At 69.4% G+C, this 20325-nt stretch carries 20 protein-coding genes; 14 read left to right on the top strand and 6 right to left on the bottom strand.

Annotation, left to right across the window (positions count from 1 at the left end; translation table 11 throughout):
• Positions 1-14: 14 nt before the first annotated feature.
• Both DOE79_RS00465 and DOE79_RS00470 read right to left on the bottom strand, forming a co-directional pair.
• A complete protein-coding gene (locus DOE79_RS00465; protein ID WP_120336834.1) occupies positions 15-821 on the bottom strand; it encodes a PspA/IM30 family protein in 807 nt (268 codons plus the stop codon).
• Complete coding sequence (locus DOE79_RS00470; protein WP_120336835.1) at positions 818-1438, bottom strand: hypothetical protein; 621 nt, start codon at positions 1436-1438, stop codon at positions 818-820. The genes DOE79_RS00465 and DOE79_RS00470 overlap by 4 nt, the downstream gene beginning before the upstream one ends.
• Before the next feature lie 180 nt (positions 1439-1618).
• Between DOE79_RS00470 and DOE79_RS00475 the strand changes: the two genes are divergently transcribed.
• The 6 genes from DOE79_RS00475 to DOE79_RS00500 all read left to right on the top strand — a co-directional run bounded on the left by DOE79_RS00475 (position 1619) and on the right by DOE79_RS00500 (position 5490).
• Positions 1619-1927, top strand: a complete 309-nt coding sequence (locus DOE79_RS00475; RefSeq protein WP_245977045.1) for a zinc ribbon domain-containing protein YjdM — start codon at positions 1619-1621, stop codon at positions 1925-1927.
• Positions 1928-1983: 56 nt separating this feature from the next.
• A complete protein-coding gene (locus tag DOE79_RS00480; RefSeq protein WP_162942558.1) occupies positions 1984-2499 on the top strand; it encodes an SOUL family heme-binding protein in 516 nt (171 codons plus the stop codon).
• 4 nt (positions 2500-2503) lie between these two features.
• Positions 2504-2932 carry a YchJ family protein gene (locus DOE79_RS00485; protein ID WP_120336837.1) on the top strand — a complete coding sequence of 143 codons (429 nt, stop codon included), beginning with the start codon at positions 2504-2506 and terminating at the stop codon, positions 2930-2932.
• A 56-nt stretch (positions 2933-2988) separates the two neighbouring features.
• A complete protein-coding gene (locus tag DOE79_RS00490; RefSeq protein ID WP_181445840.1) occupies positions 2989-3657 on the top strand; it encodes a response regulator transcription factor in 669 nt (222 codons plus the stop codon).
• Positions 3654-5003, top strand: coding sequence for a sensor histidine kinase (locus DOE79_RS00495; protein WP_120336838.1), 1350 nt, complete (start codon positions 3654-3656; stop codon positions 5001-5003). Before DOE79_RS00490 ends, DOE79_RS00495 begins: the two co-directional genes overlap by 4 nt.
• 202 nt (positions 5004-5205) lie before the next feature.
• A complete protein-coding gene (locus DOE79_RS00500; RefSeq protein WP_162942548.1) occupies positions 5206-5490 on the top strand; it encodes a hypothetical protein in 285 nt (94 codons plus the stop codon).
• Positions 5491-5542: 52 nt separating this feature from the next.
• On the opposite strand, the gene DOE79_RS00505 is transcribed toward DOE79_RS00500, so the two are convergent.
• Together DOE79_RS00505 and DOE79_RS00510 are read right to left on the bottom strand one after the other, a co-directional pair.
• Complete coding sequence (locus DOE79_RS00505) at positions 5543-5917, bottom strand: hypothetical protein (protein WP_120336840.1); 375 nt, start codon at positions 5915-5917, stop codon at positions 5543-5545.
• Positions 5918-6046: 129 nt separating this feature from the next.
• Positions 6047-7249, bottom strand: a complete 1203-nt coding sequence (locus DOE79_RS00510; protein WP_120336841.1) for a trans-sulfuration enzyme family protein — start codon at positions 7247-7249, stop codon at positions 6047-6049.
• Between the two features lie 85 nt (positions 7250-7334).
• On the opposite strand from DOE79_RS00510, the gene DOE79_RS00515 reads away from it, so the two are divergent.
• The 7 genes from DOE79_RS00515 (at position 7335) to DOE79_RS00545 (ending at position 17849) form a co-directional block, all read left to right on the top strand.
• A complete protein-coding gene (locus DOE79_RS00515; protein ID WP_120336842.1) occupies positions 7335-9020 on the top strand; it encodes an ABC-F family ATP-binding cassette domain-containing protein in 1686 nt (561 codons plus the stop codon).
• Positions 9021-9146: 126 nt separating this feature from the next.
• Positions 9147-10181 carry an LLM class flavin-dependent oxidoreductase gene (locus DOE79_RS00520; protein ID WP_120336843.1) on the top strand — a complete coding sequence of 345 codons (1035 nt, stop codon included), beginning with the start codon at positions 9147-9149 and terminating at the stop codon, positions 10179-10181.
• Positions 10182-10287: 106 nt separating this feature from the next.
• Positions 10288-12516 carry a glycogen debranching protein GlgX gene (gene glgX, locus DOE79_RS00525; protein WP_120336844.1) on the top strand — a complete coding sequence of 743 codons (2229 nt, stop codon included), beginning with the start codon at positions 10288-10290 and terminating at the stop codon, positions 12514-12516.
• 5 nt (positions 12517-12521) lie between these two features.
• On the top strand, positions 12522-14867 hold the full coding sequence (gene treY / locus DOE79_RS00530) for a malto-oligosyltrehalose synthase (RefSeq protein WP_120336845.1): 2346 nt from the start codon (positions 12522-12524) through the stop codon (positions 14865-14867).
• Entirely contained in the window at positions 14864-16651 is a 1788-nt protein-coding gene (treZ, locus tag DOE79_RS00535; RefSeq protein ID WP_245977047.1) for a malto-oligosyltrehalose trehalohydrolase, read from the top strand. Before treY ends, treZ begins: the two co-directional genes overlap by 4 nt.
• Positions 16652-16695: 44 nt before the next feature.
• Entirely contained in the window at positions 16696-17241 is a 546-nt protein-coding gene (locus DOE79_RS00540; RefSeq protein ID WP_120336846.1) for a hypothetical protein, read from the top strand.
• Positions 17242-17276: 35 nt separating this feature from the next.
• On the top strand, positions 17277-17849 hold the full coding sequence (locus tag DOE79_RS00545; RefSeq protein WP_120336847.1) for a hypothetical protein: 573 nt from the start codon (positions 17277-17279) through the stop codon (positions 17847-17849).
• A 24-nt stretch (positions 17850-17873) separates the two neighbouring features.
• Here DOE79_RS00545 and DOE79_RS00550 read toward each other — a convergent pair whose 3' ends face one another.
• Complete coding sequence (locus DOE79_RS00550) at positions 17874-18761, bottom strand: oxygenase MpaB family protein (RefSeq protein ID WP_120336848.1); 888 nt, start codon at positions 18759-18761, stop codon at positions 17874-17876.
• 195 nt (positions 18762-18956) lie between these two features.
• Here DOE79_RS00550 and DOE79_RS00555 point away from each other — a divergent pair, with 195 nt between their 5' ends.
• Entirely contained in the window at positions 18957-19517 is a 561-nt protein-coding gene (locus tag DOE79_RS00555) for a YceI family protein (RefSeq protein WP_066595801.1), read from the top strand.
• Positions 19518-19578: 61 nt separating this feature from the next.
• Here DOE79_RS00555 and DOE79_RS00560 read toward each other — a convergent pair whose 3' ends face one another.
• A complete protein-coding gene (locus DOE79_RS00560) occupies positions 19579-20322 on the bottom strand; it encodes a TMEM175 family protein (protein ID WP_120336849.1) in 744 nt (247 codons plus the stop codon).
• Between the last annotated feature and the right edge of the window lie 3 nt (positions 20323-20325).

Raw genomic sequence — 20325 nt, forward strand, 5'->3', positions numbered from 1 at the left:
GGTAGACGCCAGGCCTAACCGGCCGCAGGCCCACGGCCGATACTGAGCCAGCCGTCCGGGCCTCCGGACGGTCCTTTTCCCGTCGCTCCACCCTCTGCCTCACCCGCCGAACCCGAACCGCCCCCGGAGGCCGCATCCTTCATCGCCTGTAATTGGCGTTCGACATCCGCCCTGGTGGCGCCGGAGGAGAGCTGGCGCTCCAGATCGTCGTCCGGCGGCGCCGTCAGATCGTTCAGCGCGCCGCTGGCGAGCAGCTCGTCGGTGGCAGCGGCCCTGGCCTTCATCTGGGCCACCCGGTCCTTGGCCCTGTCGAGGGTCACCCCGACATCGCTCATCTCTGAGCCGATTCCCGCCGCGGCCTCGTTGGCCCGTGCCTGAGCTTCGGATGCCGCATACGTGGCCTTGATGGTTTCCTTCTCGGTACGGAACGCGGCGACCCGGTCGGCGAGCCGGCGCTCGTTGTCCTGCAGGCGCTCCTGCTGTTGCTGTAGCGCCGTGTACTGGTCCCGGAGCGAGGCGACCTGCCCCTCGAGCAGAGAACGGCGCTCAAGGGCCGTGCGGGCGAGGTCCTCGCGCCCCTGGGCGAGGGCCTCCTGCGCCTGGTCACCCAATCGGCGGTGCCGGACGCCCATCTCCTGCCCCTGGAGTTCGAGCCGTTTCTTCGCCGTGGCCACATCGGCCAAACCACGCCGCACCTGCTGGAGCATGACCACCAGTTGCTCGTAGCTGTCGTCGAGGGCTTCCCGAGGGTCCTCCAGGCGGTCGAGGGTGCGGGATGCTTTGCTGCGGAAGATGACGCGGAGCCGGGAGGTGAAGGTCATGAGTGGGTCCCTCGGTCAAGGTGGGTGTCCAGGCGACGAGACGCCGGTTGCGACGGCGGCTGCGCATCCGGGTGGTTCAGGGTGTGCAGCTGTGCCAGACCGGCGTCGAGAGCAGCGATCTCCCGGTCGACCTCGAGCTGCAGCGTGAGGAGGGCATCGTCGCTGAACCCGCCGAGTCCTGCGGCGACCGCCGAGCGCACCTTGCGCACCAGCCCGGTCACCTGGTCGACCCGGTGAACGGCCAGCGGCATGGCTCCGCGGAGCACCTCCGGTTCTGTCTCTGAGGACAGCAGCAGCAGGTGGGCGTCCACCGTCTCGGCCTCCCCCTCGATCCGGCGGAACAACCGTTTCAGCTCGCCGTGCGGTCCGGCGCTGCGACCCGCGAGATCGAGGGCGGCGTGCCCGCTGTACAGCGAGTCCCTCAGCCGTACCCGCTGCGCCAGGATCTCGTGCTGCGGCCCCACGCTCAGAGTCGCCCGGGTGCGGAGCAGTCCACGGTTCACCGCTCGGCTGCGGCGCATCCGCGTGTAGACCGTCCGACCGATCAGCACCACCGTCAACGTCGACACGAGAACGATGGTTCCCAGTGCGGCCAGGACCTCGATGAGCACACCCATTGCTGCCTCCCGAATTCTGCTGGGCGAGTCGCGCCCGCGAACACGGCACGATCTACCCGGTAAGGTACGCCGGAAACTGTGGAATTGTCAGGGAATCACGTGGCGGAGCCGAGTTCATCCGACCCCTACGATGAGGAGGTGAATGAGACTCTGCCTCCGTGCCCGGAATGCTCCAGCGATATGTCCTACGAGATGGGGGCGTTGCTGGTCTGTCCGCTCTGCGGCCACGAGTGGACGGCAGAGTCTGTCGCCGCCGATGAGCCGGCGCAGGAGGCCGTCATCACCGATGCGTTCGGCACGGTCCTGGCCGACCACGACTCGGTCACCATCATCAAGGACCTCAAGATCAAGGGCAGTTCCAGCGTGATCAAGGTCGGCACGAAGGTGCGCGGCATCAGGCTGCGTCAGGGCGTGGGCGACCACGACATCGAATGCCGTATCGAAGGCGTCTCCATGCAGCTCAAGTCCGGTGTGGTCAAGAAGGCCTGATCGGGAGCGAACCCGATCCCACCCCCGTCCGGGGCACCTGGATTACACTCCGTGGCATGACCGAGCAGCAGCCGTACACGGTGGTGCGGGCATTTCCCGGTTTCGACGTCCGCCGCTATCCGGACAGCGTGCGGGTCCAGGTGCGCGTGCAGGGCGACGTCACTCGAGCGGTCCGCCACGGTGTGCGGCCCCTGCTTCAGTACCTCAGAGGCCACAACAGCTCTGCCACCCGGTTCGCCCAGACGGCCCCGGTGCTCCATGAGGTGGCGGGCGAGGCCACATACCTGGTCAGCGTGGTGCTGCCGGGCCGGCAGGACCCGCACGACGTGCCGTCGCCCTTGGACGATGCTGTGACGGTGCGGGCGGTGCCCGCATTCGAGGCGGCGGCTTTGCTCTTCCGCGGCGGCTGGAGCACGCGGCGTTTTGTCGACCGTGGGCTGCACCTGCTCGGCGAGGTGCTGGCGGCGGACCTCCTGCCCGACGGCCCGGTGTACTACACCCGGGTTGACCCGAAGCCTGCCCCGGGCTTCCTCACCCGGCATGAGGCGTTGGTGCGGGTGACGTCGGCCTGACCTGATGGCGGAGAATTGCTCTGTGCCCCTCTCCGACCCCCTGTCGTCGTCTCCCACCTTGGACCGCTGCCCCTGCCTGAGCGGGGTGAGCTATGCCGACTGCTGCGGACGCCTGCATCGCGGCGACGCACGCGCGGCCACGGCCGAGCAGCTGATGCGGTCGCGGTATGCGGCCTTCGCCGTCCCGCACGCCGACTACCTGCTGCGCAGCTGGCATCCGAGCACCCGGCCGGAGACCCTGGAACTGGACCCCACGCTGCGCTGGGTGCGGTTGGACATCGGGCGCACGGTGCGGGGCGGACCGTTCGACACCGAGGGGAGCGTGGAATTCACGGCGTACTACCGGCAGGATGGGCAGCGCGGTGAGCAACACGAGGTGAGCCGTTTCGTCAAGATCGACGGTGGCTGGCTCTACCTGGACGCGCTCGACTGACCGCCGTACGTGACGCCGTGACACGCGCCGGCCTGCAGAAGGCGCATACTTTGCTCATGGAAGACGATCCGCGCATCCTGGTCGTCGAAGACGAGGCTCGGCTCTCCGGCATGCTCCAGGAGCTGCTCGGCAGTGAGGGATACGTCGTAACCGTTGCCAGGGACGGCCAGCGTGCGCTGCATGCCGGCCTGACCCAGGACTTCGATGTGATCCTGCTGGACCGTGGCCTGCCCGTGATCAACGGACTGGACGTTCTCACGAAACTCCGCGCCGGCGGCGTCCTGACCCCGGTGCTGGTGCTCTCAGCCCTGGGTAACCCTGCCGATCGGGTGGAGGGGTTGGACCGCGGCGCCGAGGACTACCTGGCCAAGCCGTTCGACCTGGACGAGCTCCTGGCGCGCCTGAGGGCCTTGCGACGGCGGACGGTCTCGACGGTTCCCGTGCTGCGGGTTCCCCGAGGCCGGCTCAGCGTCGCCGACCGCGAGGTCACCCTCGACGAGGGTGGAACGGTGACTCTGTCCGAACGCGAGTGCGATCTTCTGGAGAGACTCGCCCGTCGGCCGGATCAAACGTACCCGCGCGAGGATCTGCTCAGCGTGGTCTTCCCTGACGCTGACGACGAAGGCGTTGTCGACACGTACGTGCACTACCTGCGCAAGAAACTGGGCCGCGATTGTGTGCACACCGTGCGCGGTATCGGCTACCGGATCGGACGCCCTCTGTGAACCGCGCGGACACCGGCCGGCCACGCACGGCCCTGGGCAGGACGGCCCTGCTGTCAACCGGCGCGCGGACGGACCGCACGGACGATCCTGAGCTGCGCCTGGCCGCGCGGCGTCTCGCCATGCAGTTCACCGGTCTCATCGTCGTCCTGCTGCTACTCGTGGGCGGGCTCGTGCTGGGCATCGTCAGCGCGGGCCAGCAGGAGGCATCCGATCAGGAGCTGCGCAACAGCGCCTCGATCGACTCCCCGGACGAGGCGCCCGACGGCGTCTACCTCATCGTCGTCGACGACGGCAGGCTTCGCACCTCCCGGGACCTGCCCGCCCAACTTCCCGACGAGGACGCCCTGCGGTCCGTCGCCGAGACCGGGAAGTCCGTGGAGAGCTCCGTGCGCATCGACGGACACGACTACCGGGTGCTCACCAGCCAGGACGGTCCGCACCTGACCCAGGTGGCCGTCGACCAGCACCAACGTGACGAGGAACGGGGCCGGCTGATCCTGGCACTCTCCGTGTCCGGCATCCTGGCTGCCGTTGCCGCGTGGTTCCTGGCCACGTGGATGGCGCGGCGCGCTATGCAGCCCCTGGCCGAGGCCCTCGCCCTCCAGCGCAGGTTCGTCGCCGACGCCAGTCACGAACTCCGTACTCCGCTCACGGTCCTGAGCACCAGAGCCCAGATGTTACGGCGCCGGCTCCCGGCTCTGACCGGGCCCGACCACGACGGCGCTCCGGGAGCATCGGCCCAGATTCGCGGACAGGTCGACGAGATCGTGCAGGATTCACGGATGCTCACCGAAATCCTCGAAGACCTGTTGATCGCGGCCGATCCGCGCGAGGTCCTCGAGCAGCAGCCGCTGGACATCGCCGCACTCGCCGACGAAGCGGTCGCCTCGTTGAGGCCGGCCGCTGAGCACCAGAACCTTACGCTGGAGCGCACCGGGTCCGCGGCCCCGGTCATGGTGAACGGCGCGAGAATCGCCCTGCACCGGCTGTTCACGGCACTGGTGTCCAACGCCGTGGACCATGCCGTGCACAGCGTGCAGGTGGACGTGCAGATCGTGGGCGCGAACGCGGTCATCCGGGTCAGCGACGACGGTCCCGGCTTCCCCGCCGGCACGGACGCGCGCGCCTTCGAACGATTCGCCAGCACGCGTGCCGGGGCGCCGGCGGGCGCCGGGGACGCATCCGAATCCGCAGCCGCGGACGCAGATGCAGCCGCTCCACGGCACTACGGCCTGGGGCTCGCCCTGGTGGCCGAGGTGGCGGCGCGGCACGGCGGCTCCGTCTCCATTGAGCCGCTCAGCGGCAGAGGGGCGACCGTGGCCGTGTTCCTTCCGGCCCGGCGCTGACGGGATACCCGACGGTGTCCGGCAGCCAAGGGGTGTTGCCCTCGGGTTCCTGCACAAGGCTGCCCTCGACCGGTTCTGCACAGACTTCGTGAGCTAAGAATCTTGGAAGAAATCCGTCGCATGCTCGACGGAGGACAGGTCGAGGGAGGTGCCCTCGAGCATGGACGCCGTCGCGGTCGTCCGGGTCGGAAAGGGACGTGTCATGAGCATCAGAAGCACAGGCAAGGCCGCCGCGCTGGCCGTGACCATGGCCGTCGGCGCTGTCAGCGTCGTCAGCGGGGGCGTGGTCGCCGGCCTGCTCTGGGTGGCCGGTGCGGGCACATCCGGTGCGGGCACGAGCAGCTCCGACCCATCCGTGCCGTCCGATTCCGTGCCGGCACAGCCTGCACCGGTACAGCCCGCACCAGTACAGCCCGCACCAGTACAGCCCGCACCTGTACAGCCAGGCCAGGGCCAGGCGCCGCACGCCCAGTCGTCGGGTTCCTGAGGGCCGTGCCCCGCGAACGGGCCTCGCCGGCCCCACACCCCAAGCGGTGAGGCTAGGCCAGGAACACCGCGGCCAGCAGGGCGATGTACACGATCACGAAGATCGCGGGCGTCAGGAATCGAACCACGTTCAGCCAGGGGGCCGACGCGATGACCCGACGGCTGAGGGCCGACGGTGCGCTCAGCAGTGCCAGGTCCTCGATGATCGCCCCGCCCTCATTCGCGGCGGCGATCTGCGCGAGAGCGCCCAGGATTCCGGAGGCGAGCAACACGCCGGCGGCGGCGATGCGCACGCTGACGGGGGTGTCGCCCAGCCCCAGCGCGGTGAACCCGATCAGGGCGGTGAGCAGGAAGGTGGGTGCCAGCTGGGACACGATGATGTGCCACCGGGCCGCGGCCCAGCGAGTCAGCAGATCGGCTTCGGTCATGATCGCTCCGTTCGTGAGGGCGGCCGGACAGCCCCCGATGTCCCCCCAGTGTGACCCCAAACCCGAGCGAACGCCGCACGCCGCACCGGTCGCACGGGACGATCCACGGGCCGACGGAGCGGCCTGGCGTCAGGCGAAGGTCTCGTCGAGGGCGGCCGCGAGATCCCCGATCAGGTCGGCGGCGTCCTCCAGCCCCACCGAGAGCCGCAGGTGCCCGAACCGCTGGAATTCCTCCGGGTAGTAGGCGGCCCGCGGCCCGCTGCCCGACACATGCACGATCAGGCTCTCGTCGTGGCCGAGGGAGACAGCGGAGGTGATCACGCGGAGCCGGGCCACGAACCGGTTCTGGGCGTCGGCGTCGCCCGCCACGGCGAACGCGAGCATGCCCCCGAACCCGTGCTGGAACTGGCGGACGGCCAGTTCATGCTGCGGATGCGTCGGCAACCCCGGGTAGGCGACATACTCGATCCGCGGGTCGGCGGCCAGGAACTCCGCGACCAGTTGGGCGTTCTCGGTGTGCTGGCGCAACCGCAGCGGCAACGTGACCGACCCGCGCATGATCAACCAGGCGTTGAATGGGCTGATCACCCCGCCGACGTCCACCATCGCCTCGGACTTGATCCGCTGCACCAGCGTGCTGGAGCCGATCACGGCCCCGCCCATGGCATCCCCGTGGCCGTTGATGTACTTGGTGAGGGAGTGCACGACGAGGTCGGCGCCGAGATCGAGCGGACGCAGCACCGGTGGCGGGGTGAACGTCGAATCGACCGACAGCAGGACGCCGGCCGCCCGGGTGATGGCCGCGATCGCGGCGATGTCGGCAACCCGGGTGGTCGGGTTGGCGATGGCCTCCACGTGCACCAGGCGGGTCTCTGGGCGAAGGGCCGCCGCGACGGCCGCCGGGTCGCTCGTGTCCACGAACGTCGCCGAGATGCCGTACTTGTCGGGCAGGAGCTCGCGGAAGAGCTTGAAGGTGGCCTCGTAGGCGACATCGGAGACGACGACATGATCTCCCGTGCGCAGGAAGGTGAAGAACACGGCGTGCAGCGCGGCGACGCCGCTGGCCAGTGCCACGGCGTCCTCGCCGTGCTCGAGGAGCGCCAACTTACGCTGCAGGCCGAGCTGGTTGACGCCGCTGTTGCGGGTGTAGAGGGGAACATCGGTGCCCGACCAGCTGATCGTCGAGGGGTCGTCGGGAAGAGCGTACGAGTTCGCCATCACGATCGGGGTGCGCACCGCACCCGTGCCGGGGTCGATGTCGTTGCCCGCGTGCACGGCGCGGCTGGACTCGGCGAGGGACTGCGGCGCATGCTTGTCTGGTCGAACCGTCATGAGGCCAGCGTAATGACCTCGATGAGCGGCGGGCGAGGGTGTGACGCCGCGCGACGGCCGGTGTCGCGAATGGGAAACTAGACCCATGACCGCAACACTCGTCGCCAAGGGCCTGGCCGGCGGCTACGCCCACCGCACACTGTTCGACTCCCTCGACCTCACCGTGGCGCCCGGAGACGTCGTGGGCGTAGTGGGGGTGAACGGGGCCGGCAAGTCCACCCTCCTGCGCCTGCTCGCCGGGATCGACGAGCCCTCGTCCGGCAGCGTCTCGCTCTCACCGGCGGATGCCTTCGTGGGCTGGCTGCCGCAGGAACACGAGCGCGTGCCCGGCGAGACCGTCTCGGACTACATCGCCCGGCGCACCGGATGCGCCGAGGCCACCCGGGAGATGGACGTCGCGGCGGCAGCTCTCGCCGAACCGGCCACACCCGGCGGCCCTGACCCCGCCGACGTCTACTCGCACGCACTCGACCGATGGCTGGCCAGCGGTGCGGCCGATCTCGACGACAGGCTGCCGGGCGTCCTGCACGACCTCGGTCTCACGCTGGATGCCGACGTCGCGGCGGACGCCCCGATGACGGCGCTGTCCGGCGGCCAGGTCGCGCGGGTGGGCCTGGCGGCGCTGCTGCTGTCCAGGTTCGACATCGTCCTCCTCGACGAACCCACCAACGACCTCGACCTCGACGGCCTCGAGCGCCTCGAGTCCTTCGTACGAGGCCTCCGCGGCGGCGTTGTGCTCGTCAGCCACGACCGCGAGTTCCTGTCGCGGTCCGTGACGCGGGTACTCGAATTGGATCTGGCCCAGAACGCCAACCGGGTCTTCGGCGGCGGGTACGACTCCTACCTCGAGGAACGCGAAACGGCCCGCCGGCAGAAGCGGGCCGCGTTCGACGAGTTCGCCGACAAGAAGGCCGACCTGGTCGGCCGCGCCCGCATCCAGCGCGAGTGGTCGAGCCAGGGCGTGCGCAACGCCATGAAGAAGGCGCCGGACAACGACAAGATCCGCCGCAAGGCCTCCGCCGAGTCCAGCGAGAAGCAGGCTCAGAAGGTCCGCCAGATGGAGAGCCGCATCGCCAGGCTCGACGAGGTCGACGAACCGCGCAAGGAATGGAAGCTCGAGTTCACTATCGGCCCGGCCCCCCGGTCGAGCACCGTCGTGTCGGTCCTCAACGACGCGATCGTGCGGCAGGGCGACTTCGTCTTCGGCCCCGTGTCGCTGCAGGTCAATGCGGGGGAGCGCATCGGCATCACGGGGCCGAACGGCGCGGGCAAGACCACGCTGCTGCGGGCGCTGCTGGGCCGTCGCGTCCCCGACGCCGGGTCGGCGAGCATGGGCACGAGCGTCGCGATCGGCGAGATCGACCAGGCACGGGCCAGTGTCACCGGTGACCAGAGCCTGGTGGCCGTCTTCGAGGAGCGCCTGCCCGACCTGGCCGCCGGAGAGATCCGCACCCTGCTGGCCAAGTTCGGGCTGACCGCCGATCACGTCAACCGGCCGGCCAACGCCCTCTCGCCCGGAGAGCGCACGCGCGCTGGACTCGCGCTGCTGCAGGCCACCGGCGTCAACCTGCTGGTGCTCGACGAGCCCACCAACCACCTGGACCTGGCGGCGATCGAACAGCTCGAGCAAGCCCTGGACTCCTACACGGGTACGCTGCTGCTGGTGACGCACGACCGACGGATGCTGTCCACTGTGAGTCTCGACAGGCACTGGGCGGTCGAGGCCGGCCAGGTCGTCGAGACCAGCGCCGCCGCATCCGCTGCTCGCTGAACCGGCAGCACCGGACCGGCAGCGCCGGGCCGGCAGCGCTGAACGCACCTGGAATAGAACCGGCCACGCCGCCGTTGGGGCGTAGTATGCGTTTGCATACAAACTGATGGGAAGGGCGCACCACACATGGCACCGACACTGGAATTGGGTCTCGACACGTTCGGCGACGTCACGTACGCCCCCGACGGAACCCTGCTCAGCCACGCAGAGGTGCTGCGGAACGTCGTGGCGGAGGCTGTGCTGGCCGACCAGGTGGGCCTGAGCTTCTTCGGCATCGGCGAGCACCACCGCGAGGACTTCGCCGTCTCCGCCCCCGAAGTCGTGCTCGCCGCGATCGCCGGGCAGACCTCCACCATCAAGCTCGGCTCCGCCGTCACCGTGCTCAGCTCCGACGACCCGGTGCGGGTTTTCCAGCGTTTCGCCACGCTCGACGCCGTCTCCAACGGCCGCGCCGAGGTGATCCTCGGCCGGGGCTCGTTCACCGAGTCGTTCCCGTTGTTCGGCCTGGAGCTGAGCGACTACGAGCAGCTGTTCGAGGAGAAGCTCGAGCTGTTCACCGAACTGCTCAAGGAAGAGCCGGTCACGTGGACCGGCACCACCAGGGGCTCGCTGACCGATCAGCGGGTCTTCCCGCCCACCGAGTCGGGCAGCATCCGCACCTGGATCGGCGTGGGCGGGAGCCCGCAGTCGGTAGTGCGTGCCGCCCACTACGGTCTGCCCCTGATGCTCGCGATCATCGGCGGCGAACCGTTGGCGTTCGCCCAGTTCACCGACCTGTATCACCGCGCTCTCGACCAGTTCGGGCGCGACCGGCTGCCCATCGGCGAGCACTCGCCCGGCTATGTGGCCGCGACCGACGAGCAGGCCCGCGAGGAGATGTGGCCGCACTACCGGGCCATGCAGGACCGCATCGGCCGCGAGCGCGGCTGGGGCCCGGCCACCAAGGCGCGCTTCGAGCAGGACGCCGGACCCGACGGCGCGCTGTTCGTCGGCTCGCCGCAGACCGTCGCCACCAAGATCGCCAAGATGGCCACCGGACTGTCGCTGTCCCGGTTCGACCTCAAGTACAGCCTGGGCACCCTCTCGCACGAGAAGCTCATGAACAGCATCGAGCTGTACGGCACGGAAGTGGCCCCGCTCGTGCACGACCTGATGGCCTGACGGGCGAGCACGGTCCCTCGGACGGGGTAGCGTGAACGAGTGGGCCCGGCTCAGGCAAGCCGCCCACGTTCATCCTTTCGCTCACCCATTCCTCGAGGAGTACACCGTGGAAACCTGGCCCGGATCTGCCTACCCGCTCGGCGCGACCTATGACGGCAGCGGCACGAACTTCGCCCTGTTCAGCGAGGCCGCCGAGCGGGTGGAGTTGTGCCTGTTCGATGAGAACGGCGCGGAGACTCCCGTGGAGGTCCGCGAGTCGAGCGCCTTCGTCTGGCACTGCTACCTGCCGGAGGTGCAGCCGGGCCAGCGCTACGGCTACCGGGTGCACGGCGAGTACAACCCCAGCGAGGGCAAACGCGCCAACCCCAACAAGCTGCTGCTCGACCCGTACGCCAAGGCCACCTGTGGTGTCATGGACTGGGACCAGGCCCTGTTTTCGTACAACTTCGGCGACCCGGACTCCCGCAACGACGAGGACTCCGCCCCGCACATGATGCTCGGCGTGGTCGTCAACCCGTTCTTCGACTGGACCGGCGACCGGTCGCCGCGCACTCCCTATAACGAGACGGTGATCTACGAGGCCCACGTCAAGGGCCTCACCCAGCTGCAGAGCGAGGTGCCAGAGTCCCAGCGCGGCACCTACGCCGCCGTCGCGCATCCGTCGGTCATCGAGCACCTGCAGAAGCTCGGCGTCACCGCCATCGAGCTGATGCCGGTGCACCAGTTCGTCAACGACTCCACCCTGCAGGACCAGGGCCTGAGCAACTACTGGGGTTACAACACCATCGGGTTCTTCGCCCCGCACAACGCATACTCCTCCAGCGGCGACCTCGGCCAGCAGGTGCAGGAGTTCAAGGGCATGGTCAAGAACCTGCACGCCGCCGGCATCGAGGTCATCCTCGACGTGGTCTACAACCACACCGCGGAGGGCAACCACCTGGGCCCGACCATCTCGTTCAAGGGCATCGACAACGCCGCCTACTACCGTTTGATGGACGACGACGGCCGCTACTACATGGACTACACCGGCACCGGCAACACCCTGAACGTGCGTCACCCGCACGCGTTGCAGCTGATCATGGACTCGCTGCGCTACTGGGCCATCGAGATGCATGTCGACGGCTTCCGCTTCGACCTCGCCAGCGCCCTGGCCCGCGACCTGTACGACGTCGACAAGCTCTCCACCTTCTTCGAACTCGTGCAGCAGGACCCGATCGTCTCCCAGGTGAAGCTCATCGCCGAACCCTGGGACGTCGGCCCCGGCGGCTACCAGGTCGGCAACTTCCCGCCGCAGTGGACCGAATGGAACGGGAAATACCGCGACACCGTGCGCGACTTCTGGCGCGGTGAACCGTCGACGCTGGGAGAGTTCGCCTCCCGCATCTCCGGCTCCGCCGACCTCTACGAGCACTCCGGCCGCCGCCCGGTCGCCTCGATCAACTTCGTCACCGCGCACGACGGCTTCACCCTCAACGACCTGGTGTCGTACAACGAGAAGCACAACGACGCCAACGGCGAGGGCAACAACGACGGCGAGAGCCACAACCGGTCCTGGAACTCGGGCGTCGAGGGCCCCACCGACGACGACGCCATCCGCACCCTGCGCGGCCGCCAGCAGCGCAACTTCATCGCCACCATGCTGCTGTCCCAGGGCGTGCCGATGATCCTGCACGGCGACGAACTGGGCCGTACCCAGCACGGCAACAACAACACCTATGCGCAGGACTCCGAGCTGAGCTGGATCCACTGGGACGAGGCCGATGTGCCTTTGATCGAATTCACGGCGGCCGTGGTGCGCCTCCGCAAGGAACACCCCACCTTCCGCCGCAGCCGTTTCTTCGACGGCCACCCCGGCAAGCGTGGTGAGGGCGACCCGCTGGCGGACATCGTCTGGTTGAACACCGACGGCGAGGAGATGCGGGCGCAGGACTGGGACGAAAGCCGCGCCCGCACCGTAGGCATGTTCCTCAACGGCCAGGGCATCCGTGAGCGCGACTCGCGTGGCCGGGAGGTCACCGACGTCAACTTCATCCTGCTGTTCAACGCGGATGGTGAGGATGTCGAGTTCACTCTGCCCAGCGACGAGTACTCGCCGGCCTGGGAGATCGTGATCGACACCGGGGGAGAGGGGGCCGACTCACTGCCCCGGCCGGCCGGTGCCATCCACACCGTGAAGGGACGCTCCCTCGTCGTGCTCCGCGAGTACCACGAACCCGAGGCCCTGCCGGATCACTCCGTGGCCGCATCGCTCGCGAGCCACCCATCCCCACCGACGGCGACGCTCACGCTGCCGGTGCTGCCCGACCCGTACGCCGCGACCGAAGGACACGCGTAACCACTATGACCGTCCCCGTCTCCACCTATCGCCTGCAGATCACGTCGGCCTTCGACCTGGATGCGGCGGCAGCCGTGCTCGACTACGTCACCGCACTCGGCGCCGACTGGATCTACCTCTCACCGTTGCTCACCGCCGAGGCGGGCTCAGATCACGGCTACGACGTGATCGACCACGGTACCGTCGACCCGGCCAGGGGCGGCCCCGAAGCGCTCGCTCGGCTCTCGGAGCAGGCCACGGCCGCCGGTCGGGGCATCCTGGTCGACATAGTGCCCAACCACATGGGGGTGAACACACCCCACGACAACGCGTGGTGGTGGGACCTGCTCACGCGCGGCCAGGAGTCGCGGTATGCGGAGGCCTTCGACGTGGACTGGCCGGCCGGCCACGGCCGGGTGCTGCTTCCGGTGCTCGGAGACGGCGACACCGAACTCGAGAAACTCACGATCGTCGGCGACGAACTGCACTACTACGACAACCGGTTCCCGCTGGCCCCGGGGACGGCGGACGACGGTGCGAGCGCCAGGGCGGTACACGAGCGACAGCACTACGAACTGGTGAACTGGCGCCGCGCCGACGCCGACCTCAACTACCGGCGGTTCTTCGCGGTGAACACCCTCGCCGGCCTCCGCGTCGAGGTGCCGTGGGTCTTCGAGGAATCCCACCGGGAGATCCTGCGCTGGGTGCACACCGCTCAGGTGCAGGGCTTGCGGGTGGACCACCCGGACGGCCTGGCCGACCCGGGCGGCTACCTCGATCGCCTGCAGGCCGCGATGGGTGGTCGTTACCTCCTGGTGGAGAAGATCCTCGAGGGTCGTGAGCAGCTGCCCAGCAACTGGTCGACCGACGGCACCACGGGCTACGACGCCCTCGCCGACTTCGACCGGGTCCTCGTCGACCAAGCGGGCGCGGAACGGCTCGACGCTCTCGAGGCGGCCCTGCAGGCCGAGCGGAGCGGAGCCGAGGCCCCGGTCTCCTGGAGCGAACTGGTCTACGCGGGCAAACGCGCCATCGCGGACACGATCCTGCAGAGCGAGGTGCGCCGGCTGGACCGGCTGATCCCCGAGGTGCCCGACGCGGTCGACGCCCTGTCGGAACTGATCGCCTGGTTCCCGGTGTACCGCTCCTACCTGCCCGTCGGCCGGCACGAGCTCGACACCGCGGTGCGGTTGGCCCGGCAGCGCCGGCCAGACCTGGACGCCACCATCAGCGCCCTGCTTCCCGTCCTCACGGACCCCGCCCACCCGGCGGCCGTGCGGTTCCAACAGACCTCAGGCATGGTCATGGCCAAGGGCGTCGAAGACACCGCCTATTACCGCTACAGCCGGCTCACCTCGCTCAACGAGGTCGGCGCGGATCCGAGCGAGTTCGCGGTACCGGTGGACGAGTTCCAGCGCCGCCAGCAGACCCGCCTGGCCGTCGCGCCCGCGTCCCAGACCACGCTGTCCACCCACGACACCAAGCGTGCGGAGGACGTGCGCAGCCGCATCTCGGTCATCGCCGAACTTCCAGACGAGTGGGCCGCTGTGCTGGGCACGCTGCGCGGGCTGGCCCCTCTCGGCGACGCGCCCTTCGAGAACCTGCTCTGGCAGGCCATCGTCGGCTCCTGGCCGGCGTCGACGGATCGCCTCATCGGCTACGCCGAGAAGGCGTCCCGGGAAGCCAACCTCTCCACCACCTGGACCGCGCCGAACGAGGAGTTCGAGAACGCCATGCGCGACCTCGTCCGCACCCTGGCCGAACCCGGCCCACTGCGCGACACCGTCACCGCGTTCGTCGATAGGATCCGGCAGGCCGGCTGGAGCAACTCGCTCGCCCTCAAGCTGATCCAGCTCACCGCTCCGGGTGTCCCCGACGTCTACCAGGGCAGCGAGCTCTGGGAGACCTCCCTCGTCGACCCCGACAACCGTCGCCCCGTCGACTACGGGGTGCGCCGCGAGTACCTGGCCCGGGTCACCGAGGGCTGGCTGCCGCCGGTGGATGAGACGGGCGCGGCCAAGCTGCTGGTCACCACCCGTGCGCTCCGGCTGCGGCGGGATCGGCCGGACCTGTTCCGCCGGCACGCCCCCGTCGAGGCCTTCGGGTCGGCCGCCTCCCACGTCGTGGCCTTCGACCGGGGTGGCGCCGTCACGGTCGCCACCCGGCTCCCGGTGGCCCTGTCCCGCACCGGCTGGGGCGACACCACGATCATGCTCGCCGGCCACGACTGGCAGGACATCCTCACCGGCGCCCATGTCCCCGGGGGAGAGGTGCGCCTGGCCGACCTGCTCTCGCACTACCCGGTGGCACTGCTCATCCCCGCGTCCGCCACCGAGCCCGCATCCGCCGCCACCGAGGAGGTCGCCCCGTGACTGAGGACACCACCAGCTCCGCACCAGATCGAGCAGCCGCAGCGCCGCTCCCCATCGACGTGTGGGCGCCGAATGCCGCCGACGTGCAGTTGGTGAGCGAAGCCGGCCCGGCGCCGATGCGCCGCGACGAGTCCGGGTGGTGGCATGTGGGCCTGTCTGGCGCGCCCGACGGCGCCGACTACGGCTTCCTGGTCGACGGCGCCGGCCCGTTCCCCGACCCGCGCTCCCGGCGCCAGCCCTCGGGCGTGCACGGTCTCTCCCGCACCTTCGACCCGGCCGCCCACGCCTGGCAGGACGGCGCCTGGACCGGCCGCCAGCTGGCCGGCGGCAGCATCTACGAGCTGCACATCGGCACCTTCACCCCCGAGGGCACGCTGGATGCCGCAGCCGCGCGGCTCGACCACCTCGTGGACCTCGGCGTCGACTTCGTCGAGCTGCTCCCGGTCAACGGGTTCAACGGCAGCCACAACTGGGGTTACGACGGAGTGCTCTGGTACACCGTGCACGAGGGATACGGCGGCCCCGCCGCCTACCAGCGCTTCGTCGACGCCTGCCACGCTGCCGGCATCGGGGTCATCCAGGACGTCGTGCACAACCACCTCGGGCCCAGCGGCAACTACCTGCCCAACTTCGGCCCGTACCTCAGCGACGCCGAAGGGAACACCTGGGGCGCATCGGTCAACCTGGACGGCCCGCACTCCGACGAGGTGCGCCGGTACATCATCGACAGCGCCCTGATGTGGTTGCGCGATTACCACGTCGACGGGCTGCGCCTGGATGCCGTGCACGCGCTCAAGGACCACTCCGCCGTGCACCTGCTCGAACAGCTTGCCGAGGAGACCGCCGTGCTCAGCGCATTCGTCGGCCGCCCGCTCACCCTCATCGCCGAGTCCGACCTCAACGACCCGCGCCTCATCACGCCCCGCGAAGCCAACGGCTACGGGCTGGACGCGCAGTGGAGCGACGACTTCCACCACGCCGTGCACGTCGCGCTCACCGGCGAGACCGTGGGCTACTACGCTGATTTCGCGCCGCTCGGCGCCCTGGCCAAGGTGCTCACCCGCGGGTTCTTCCACGACGGTACCTTCTCCAGTTTCCGGGGCCGGCTGCACGGCCGCCCCGTCGACCTGCAGCGGATGCCGGCCTGGCGCCTGGTCGTCGCCTCCCAGAACCACGATCAGATCGGCAACCGCGCCATCGGCGACAGGTTGAGCGCCCAGCTCGACACCGGCCAGCTGGCCATCGCCGCAGCCCTCACGCTGCTCGGCCCGTTCACCCCGATGCTGTTCATGGGCGAGGAATGGGGCGCCCGCACCCCGTGGCAGTTCTTCACGTCGCACCCGGAGCCGGAACTGGGCGTCGCAACGGCCGAGGGCCGGATCGGCGAGTTCGCCCGGATGGGCTGGGACCCGGCCGTGGTGCCCGACCCGCAGGACCCCGCCACCTTCGAGCGGTCCAAGTTGGACTGGTCCGAGCTGCAGCGGCCCGACGCGGGCCGCCTGTTCGCGTTCTACCGCCACCTGGCGGTGCTGCGCCGCGAGCACTGCGACCTGACCGATCCCCGGCTGCTCAGGGTAGCCGTGGAGTTCGACGAGGCCGACGGCTGGGTGAAGCTCACCCGGGGCGTCACCGAGATCCTGCTGAACCTGTCGACGAGCCCGCGCTGGGTTCCGGCGGCTGGGAGCACGGTCGTCCTGGCCTTCGCGAACAACGCCGATGCAGCACCCCGCCTGGACGCCGGTGCGGTCTTGTTGCCCCCGCACTCCGTCGCCGTGCTCGCCTGACCCGAACATCGCGCCCTAGCCGACGCAGAATCGAGGAGAAAACCGTGGGTTCCTTCCTGTCCCAGCAGAGCGCCGAGGCTCTGGCCAGGCTCGTCCGGCTGGACGGCGAAGAGTCCGCGCCGCCCCTGGAACGGATGCGGGCGATCCGCGCCGTGCTACATCACCTTGATGCCGATCCCGCCGCGCTCAGCAGCGTGCGCGACGCCCTCGCGGGCGGGTCAGGCTGGCCGGAGATCGCCGAAGCGGCCGGCCTCAAGCCCACCGCGGCCAAATGGCGTTGGCAGGGCACCGACGACGAGATCGCCGCGCGGCTGTCCGCTGGCCGCAAGCGCAGCATCCGGCCCAGCAGCGTGCCCACCGACCTGCCCGGCCGCTCGGTGGCCGAGGCGGCGGCGCAGCTCGGGGTGTCCGCGCAGGCCGTCTACCTACAGGTGACCCGGGGTAGGCTGATCAGCCGCACGGTCGAGCTGGCCGACGGGCGGAGCTACAAACGCGTGTTCCTCCCCGGTGACGCGCTACCCTCCACTTCAGAAACACCGGCGCACTCGCTCGATGATTCGCCCGAGGACCCGACCAGTACCGATCGCTAAGAACAGACCGCTAGCCCGACACCGACGGAGTGACCATGACCGATCAGAGCTACGACCCCTTCGACCGCACCCGCCCAGTGCAGACCGCTGCAGCGGACCAGACGCACACCGAGCGCCTCGACTTCGACCGCGACCCGGTCACAGCCCCGTCGGAGGCCGAACTGGCGGAGACCACAACCGAGTCGCGCGGTGCCAGGCCCCGCAGCCGCACGCTGATCTCCGACCTGCGCACCGGCGGCCCCCAGCGTGCCGCGCTGGTGGTGCTGGTGGGCATCGCCGTTCTCACGATCGCGTTCATCATCATGATCTTCGTGAACGTGTCCAACGAGTCCATCATCGCCCTGGCCGTGATCGCCACGCCGATCGCGTCGATGGTGGCGGCCTACTACGCGGTGACCCTGAGCATCCAGCAGGTCAAGACGGAGCGAGCCGACAAGGAGAAGGCCCTGGCCAAGCTCGAGGCCGTCGAAGCGGCCGCACGCGAGACCGAGGTGTGGGCCTCCCAGATGGAATCCGGCCTCCGGGTCGCGGTGGCCAAGCTCGATGGCGCCGGACTGTCCAGCGTCGCCGTCACTCGCGCCGCCGGCACGCCGGACGACTTCTTCTAGGCCGGATCCCGGCCGGCCGCGTCCCTAGATCTCGCCGGATGCGGCGCCGAGCCGCTCGGACTCGGAACGTTCGGCGGCGGACCGGGCCCGGGCGGCACGCAGGTAGTGGCGCATCGGCGCGTGCCGCAGTCGCCGCGGCAACCGCGGGTAGACCGCGCGCAGGAGCGTCAGAACAAGGTTGAAGCGCCGTTGCCGCCCCGGCGACCACGGCAGCGCGAACAGAGCGCGTTCCCCGGGCTCGAGCAGCCCGGCCGTGACCAGGCGGGCCAGCGGCATGGCCAGGCGCAGCCAGACCGGCCCGGTCCGCGGATGCAGCAGCGTGTCGGCGACGGCGCGAGTCGTGGCATCCGTCGACAGTGCGCGGCCGGCGCTCCGCCAGTATTCCGCGAAGTCCTGCCGGGTCGGCGGCCACAACCCGGCCGGCACCTGCAGGGCGGTGCCCAGCACCGCGTAGTCGCGGTAGACCGCCTCCGCGTCGTCGTCGGGGAGCGGGCCGAAGACCAGGTCGTGCATGCGGGTGGCCGACTCGTAGAGGGTGGCGGCCACCCAGAGCTGAAGCGCCGGATCGAACGCGTTGTAGGCGGGGTCCCCGTCAGGGACGGTTCGGGGGCTGTGCACCGGACGGTGCGCCAGCGACACTCGGCGAACCGCCGCCGCCCTGTCGATGGGAGTTCCGCAGGTGACCGCGTACACGTATGCGAGGGTGCCCGTCAGCCGGTCGAGCGGCCGGGCGGCGAAGTCGCTGTGCCGGGCCACCCCGTGCCCGACGGCGGGGTTGGCCAGCTGCAGCAGGATCGCCCGCCCGCCGGCGAGGATGAGAATTCCCTCAGGCGCCAGGTCCCCGATGCCCAGGGCGGGGCGTGCCTGAGCGGGCCGGCCTGTCCCTGCGAGGGGAGTCTCGTCGTGCGCCATGGCGGCCTCCTTCACGGTGAGCCTACTTCCCCGCACGCCTTCGCCCGCGACCGTGCTCCCGACCGTCCCGTCAACCAAGCCGTTCCTGACCCGTTCACAGAAATTCTTCCCGACGATGGAATATCCTGAGGTCCTATGCGATTGCATATACCTGAGGGTGACGGATCCGGTCGCCCCACAGACCTGAGGAGCACCATGAGCGACACCGACATCATCACCATCCCCGGCTACAAAGCGGGAACCTGGACCATCGACCCCACCCACAGCGCGGTCGGCTTCAGCATCCGTCACATCATGATCAGCAAGGTCAAGGGCACCTTCGAGTCGTTCGACGCCACGTTCGTCACCACCGAGAACCCCCTCGAGACCAGCGTCACCGCCTCCGCGACGGTCGCCTCCATCAACACCAACGAGCCCAACCGCGACGGCCACCTGCGCACCGGCGACTTCTTCGACGCCGAGACCTACCCGACCATCGACTTCGTGTCGACCGGCGTGCGTCTGGTGAAGGGCGACTACCTCGTCGACGGCAACCTGACCATCAAGGGCGTCACCAAGCCGGTTACCTTCGACTTCGACTTCGGTGGCTTCGGTTCGGACCCCTACGGCAACTACAAGTTCGGCGCTACCGCCAAGGCCGAGATCAACCGTGAGGACTTCGGCCTCACCTACAACGCAGCCCTCGAGACCGGCGGCATGCTGCTCGGCGACAAGGTCACCATCACCCTCGAACTGCAGGGCGCCCTCCAGGCGTAACCCAGTCCGCTGAACGGGGATCCCACCTGGTGGGGTCCCCGTTTCGTGTGTCCGGGCGGATTCAGCCGACGACCGCACCGTCCGGCGTCGGTTTGAGGACTCCAAGTCGCCGCAGGGCGAGAGCGATCACCGGATCGAGAGCGAAGACGAGGAACGCCGCGGAGCCCCACACCGTCGCCAACAGGACCACACAGAAGGCCTGCACCAGCGCGCTGGCCGAGTTGACCCTGCCGTTGTGCACGGCTTCGGGAGAGGCGCCCTGCACCAGCCTGCGGCGGGGCGAGCTGGCATGGAACCACTGCCAGGTGCTGATGAAGAGGATCAGGAAGAAGTTCACCGGGAGCAGGGTGCGGCCGAGCAGGTACCGACTGAACTCGTCGTTGAGGCTCGTCGTGAACGGCACGAGCACCACCCCGAGCAGGCGCAGGTTGTTCAGCCAGATGATGGTGGTGTCGACCCGGGGGATGAACTCGAACTGCCGCACGTGGATGAGCCAGAGCAGACCGAGCAGCAGAAAGCTGATCACGACGTTCAGGACGCTGGGAAGCAGGGCCTGCACCTGGTGCACAAGCTCGGCGTTCGAGTGCACCACGCCGATCCCGCTCACCGAGAGGTTCAACACCAACAGGGTCGCCGCGATGGCGAACACCCCGTCCGTGTAGGACTCCAGCCGCCGGGTGGCGAGCACGGTGCGCCGGTCCGGCCCGGTCCGTGGCGAGCGTGCGTTCCGGCCTCCAGGGCCCCGTTGCGGGCCGGGGAAGGCGTCCGGGTCGTTCGGCTCGGGAGGAGGGGGCACGCTCGGCATGCC

This window comes from Cryobacterium soli (assembly GCF_003611035.1).
In the GTDB taxonomy this organism is placed as follows: domain Bacteria; phylum Actinomycetota; class Actinomycetes; order Actinomycetales; family Microbacteriaceae; genus Cryobacterium; species Cryobacterium soli.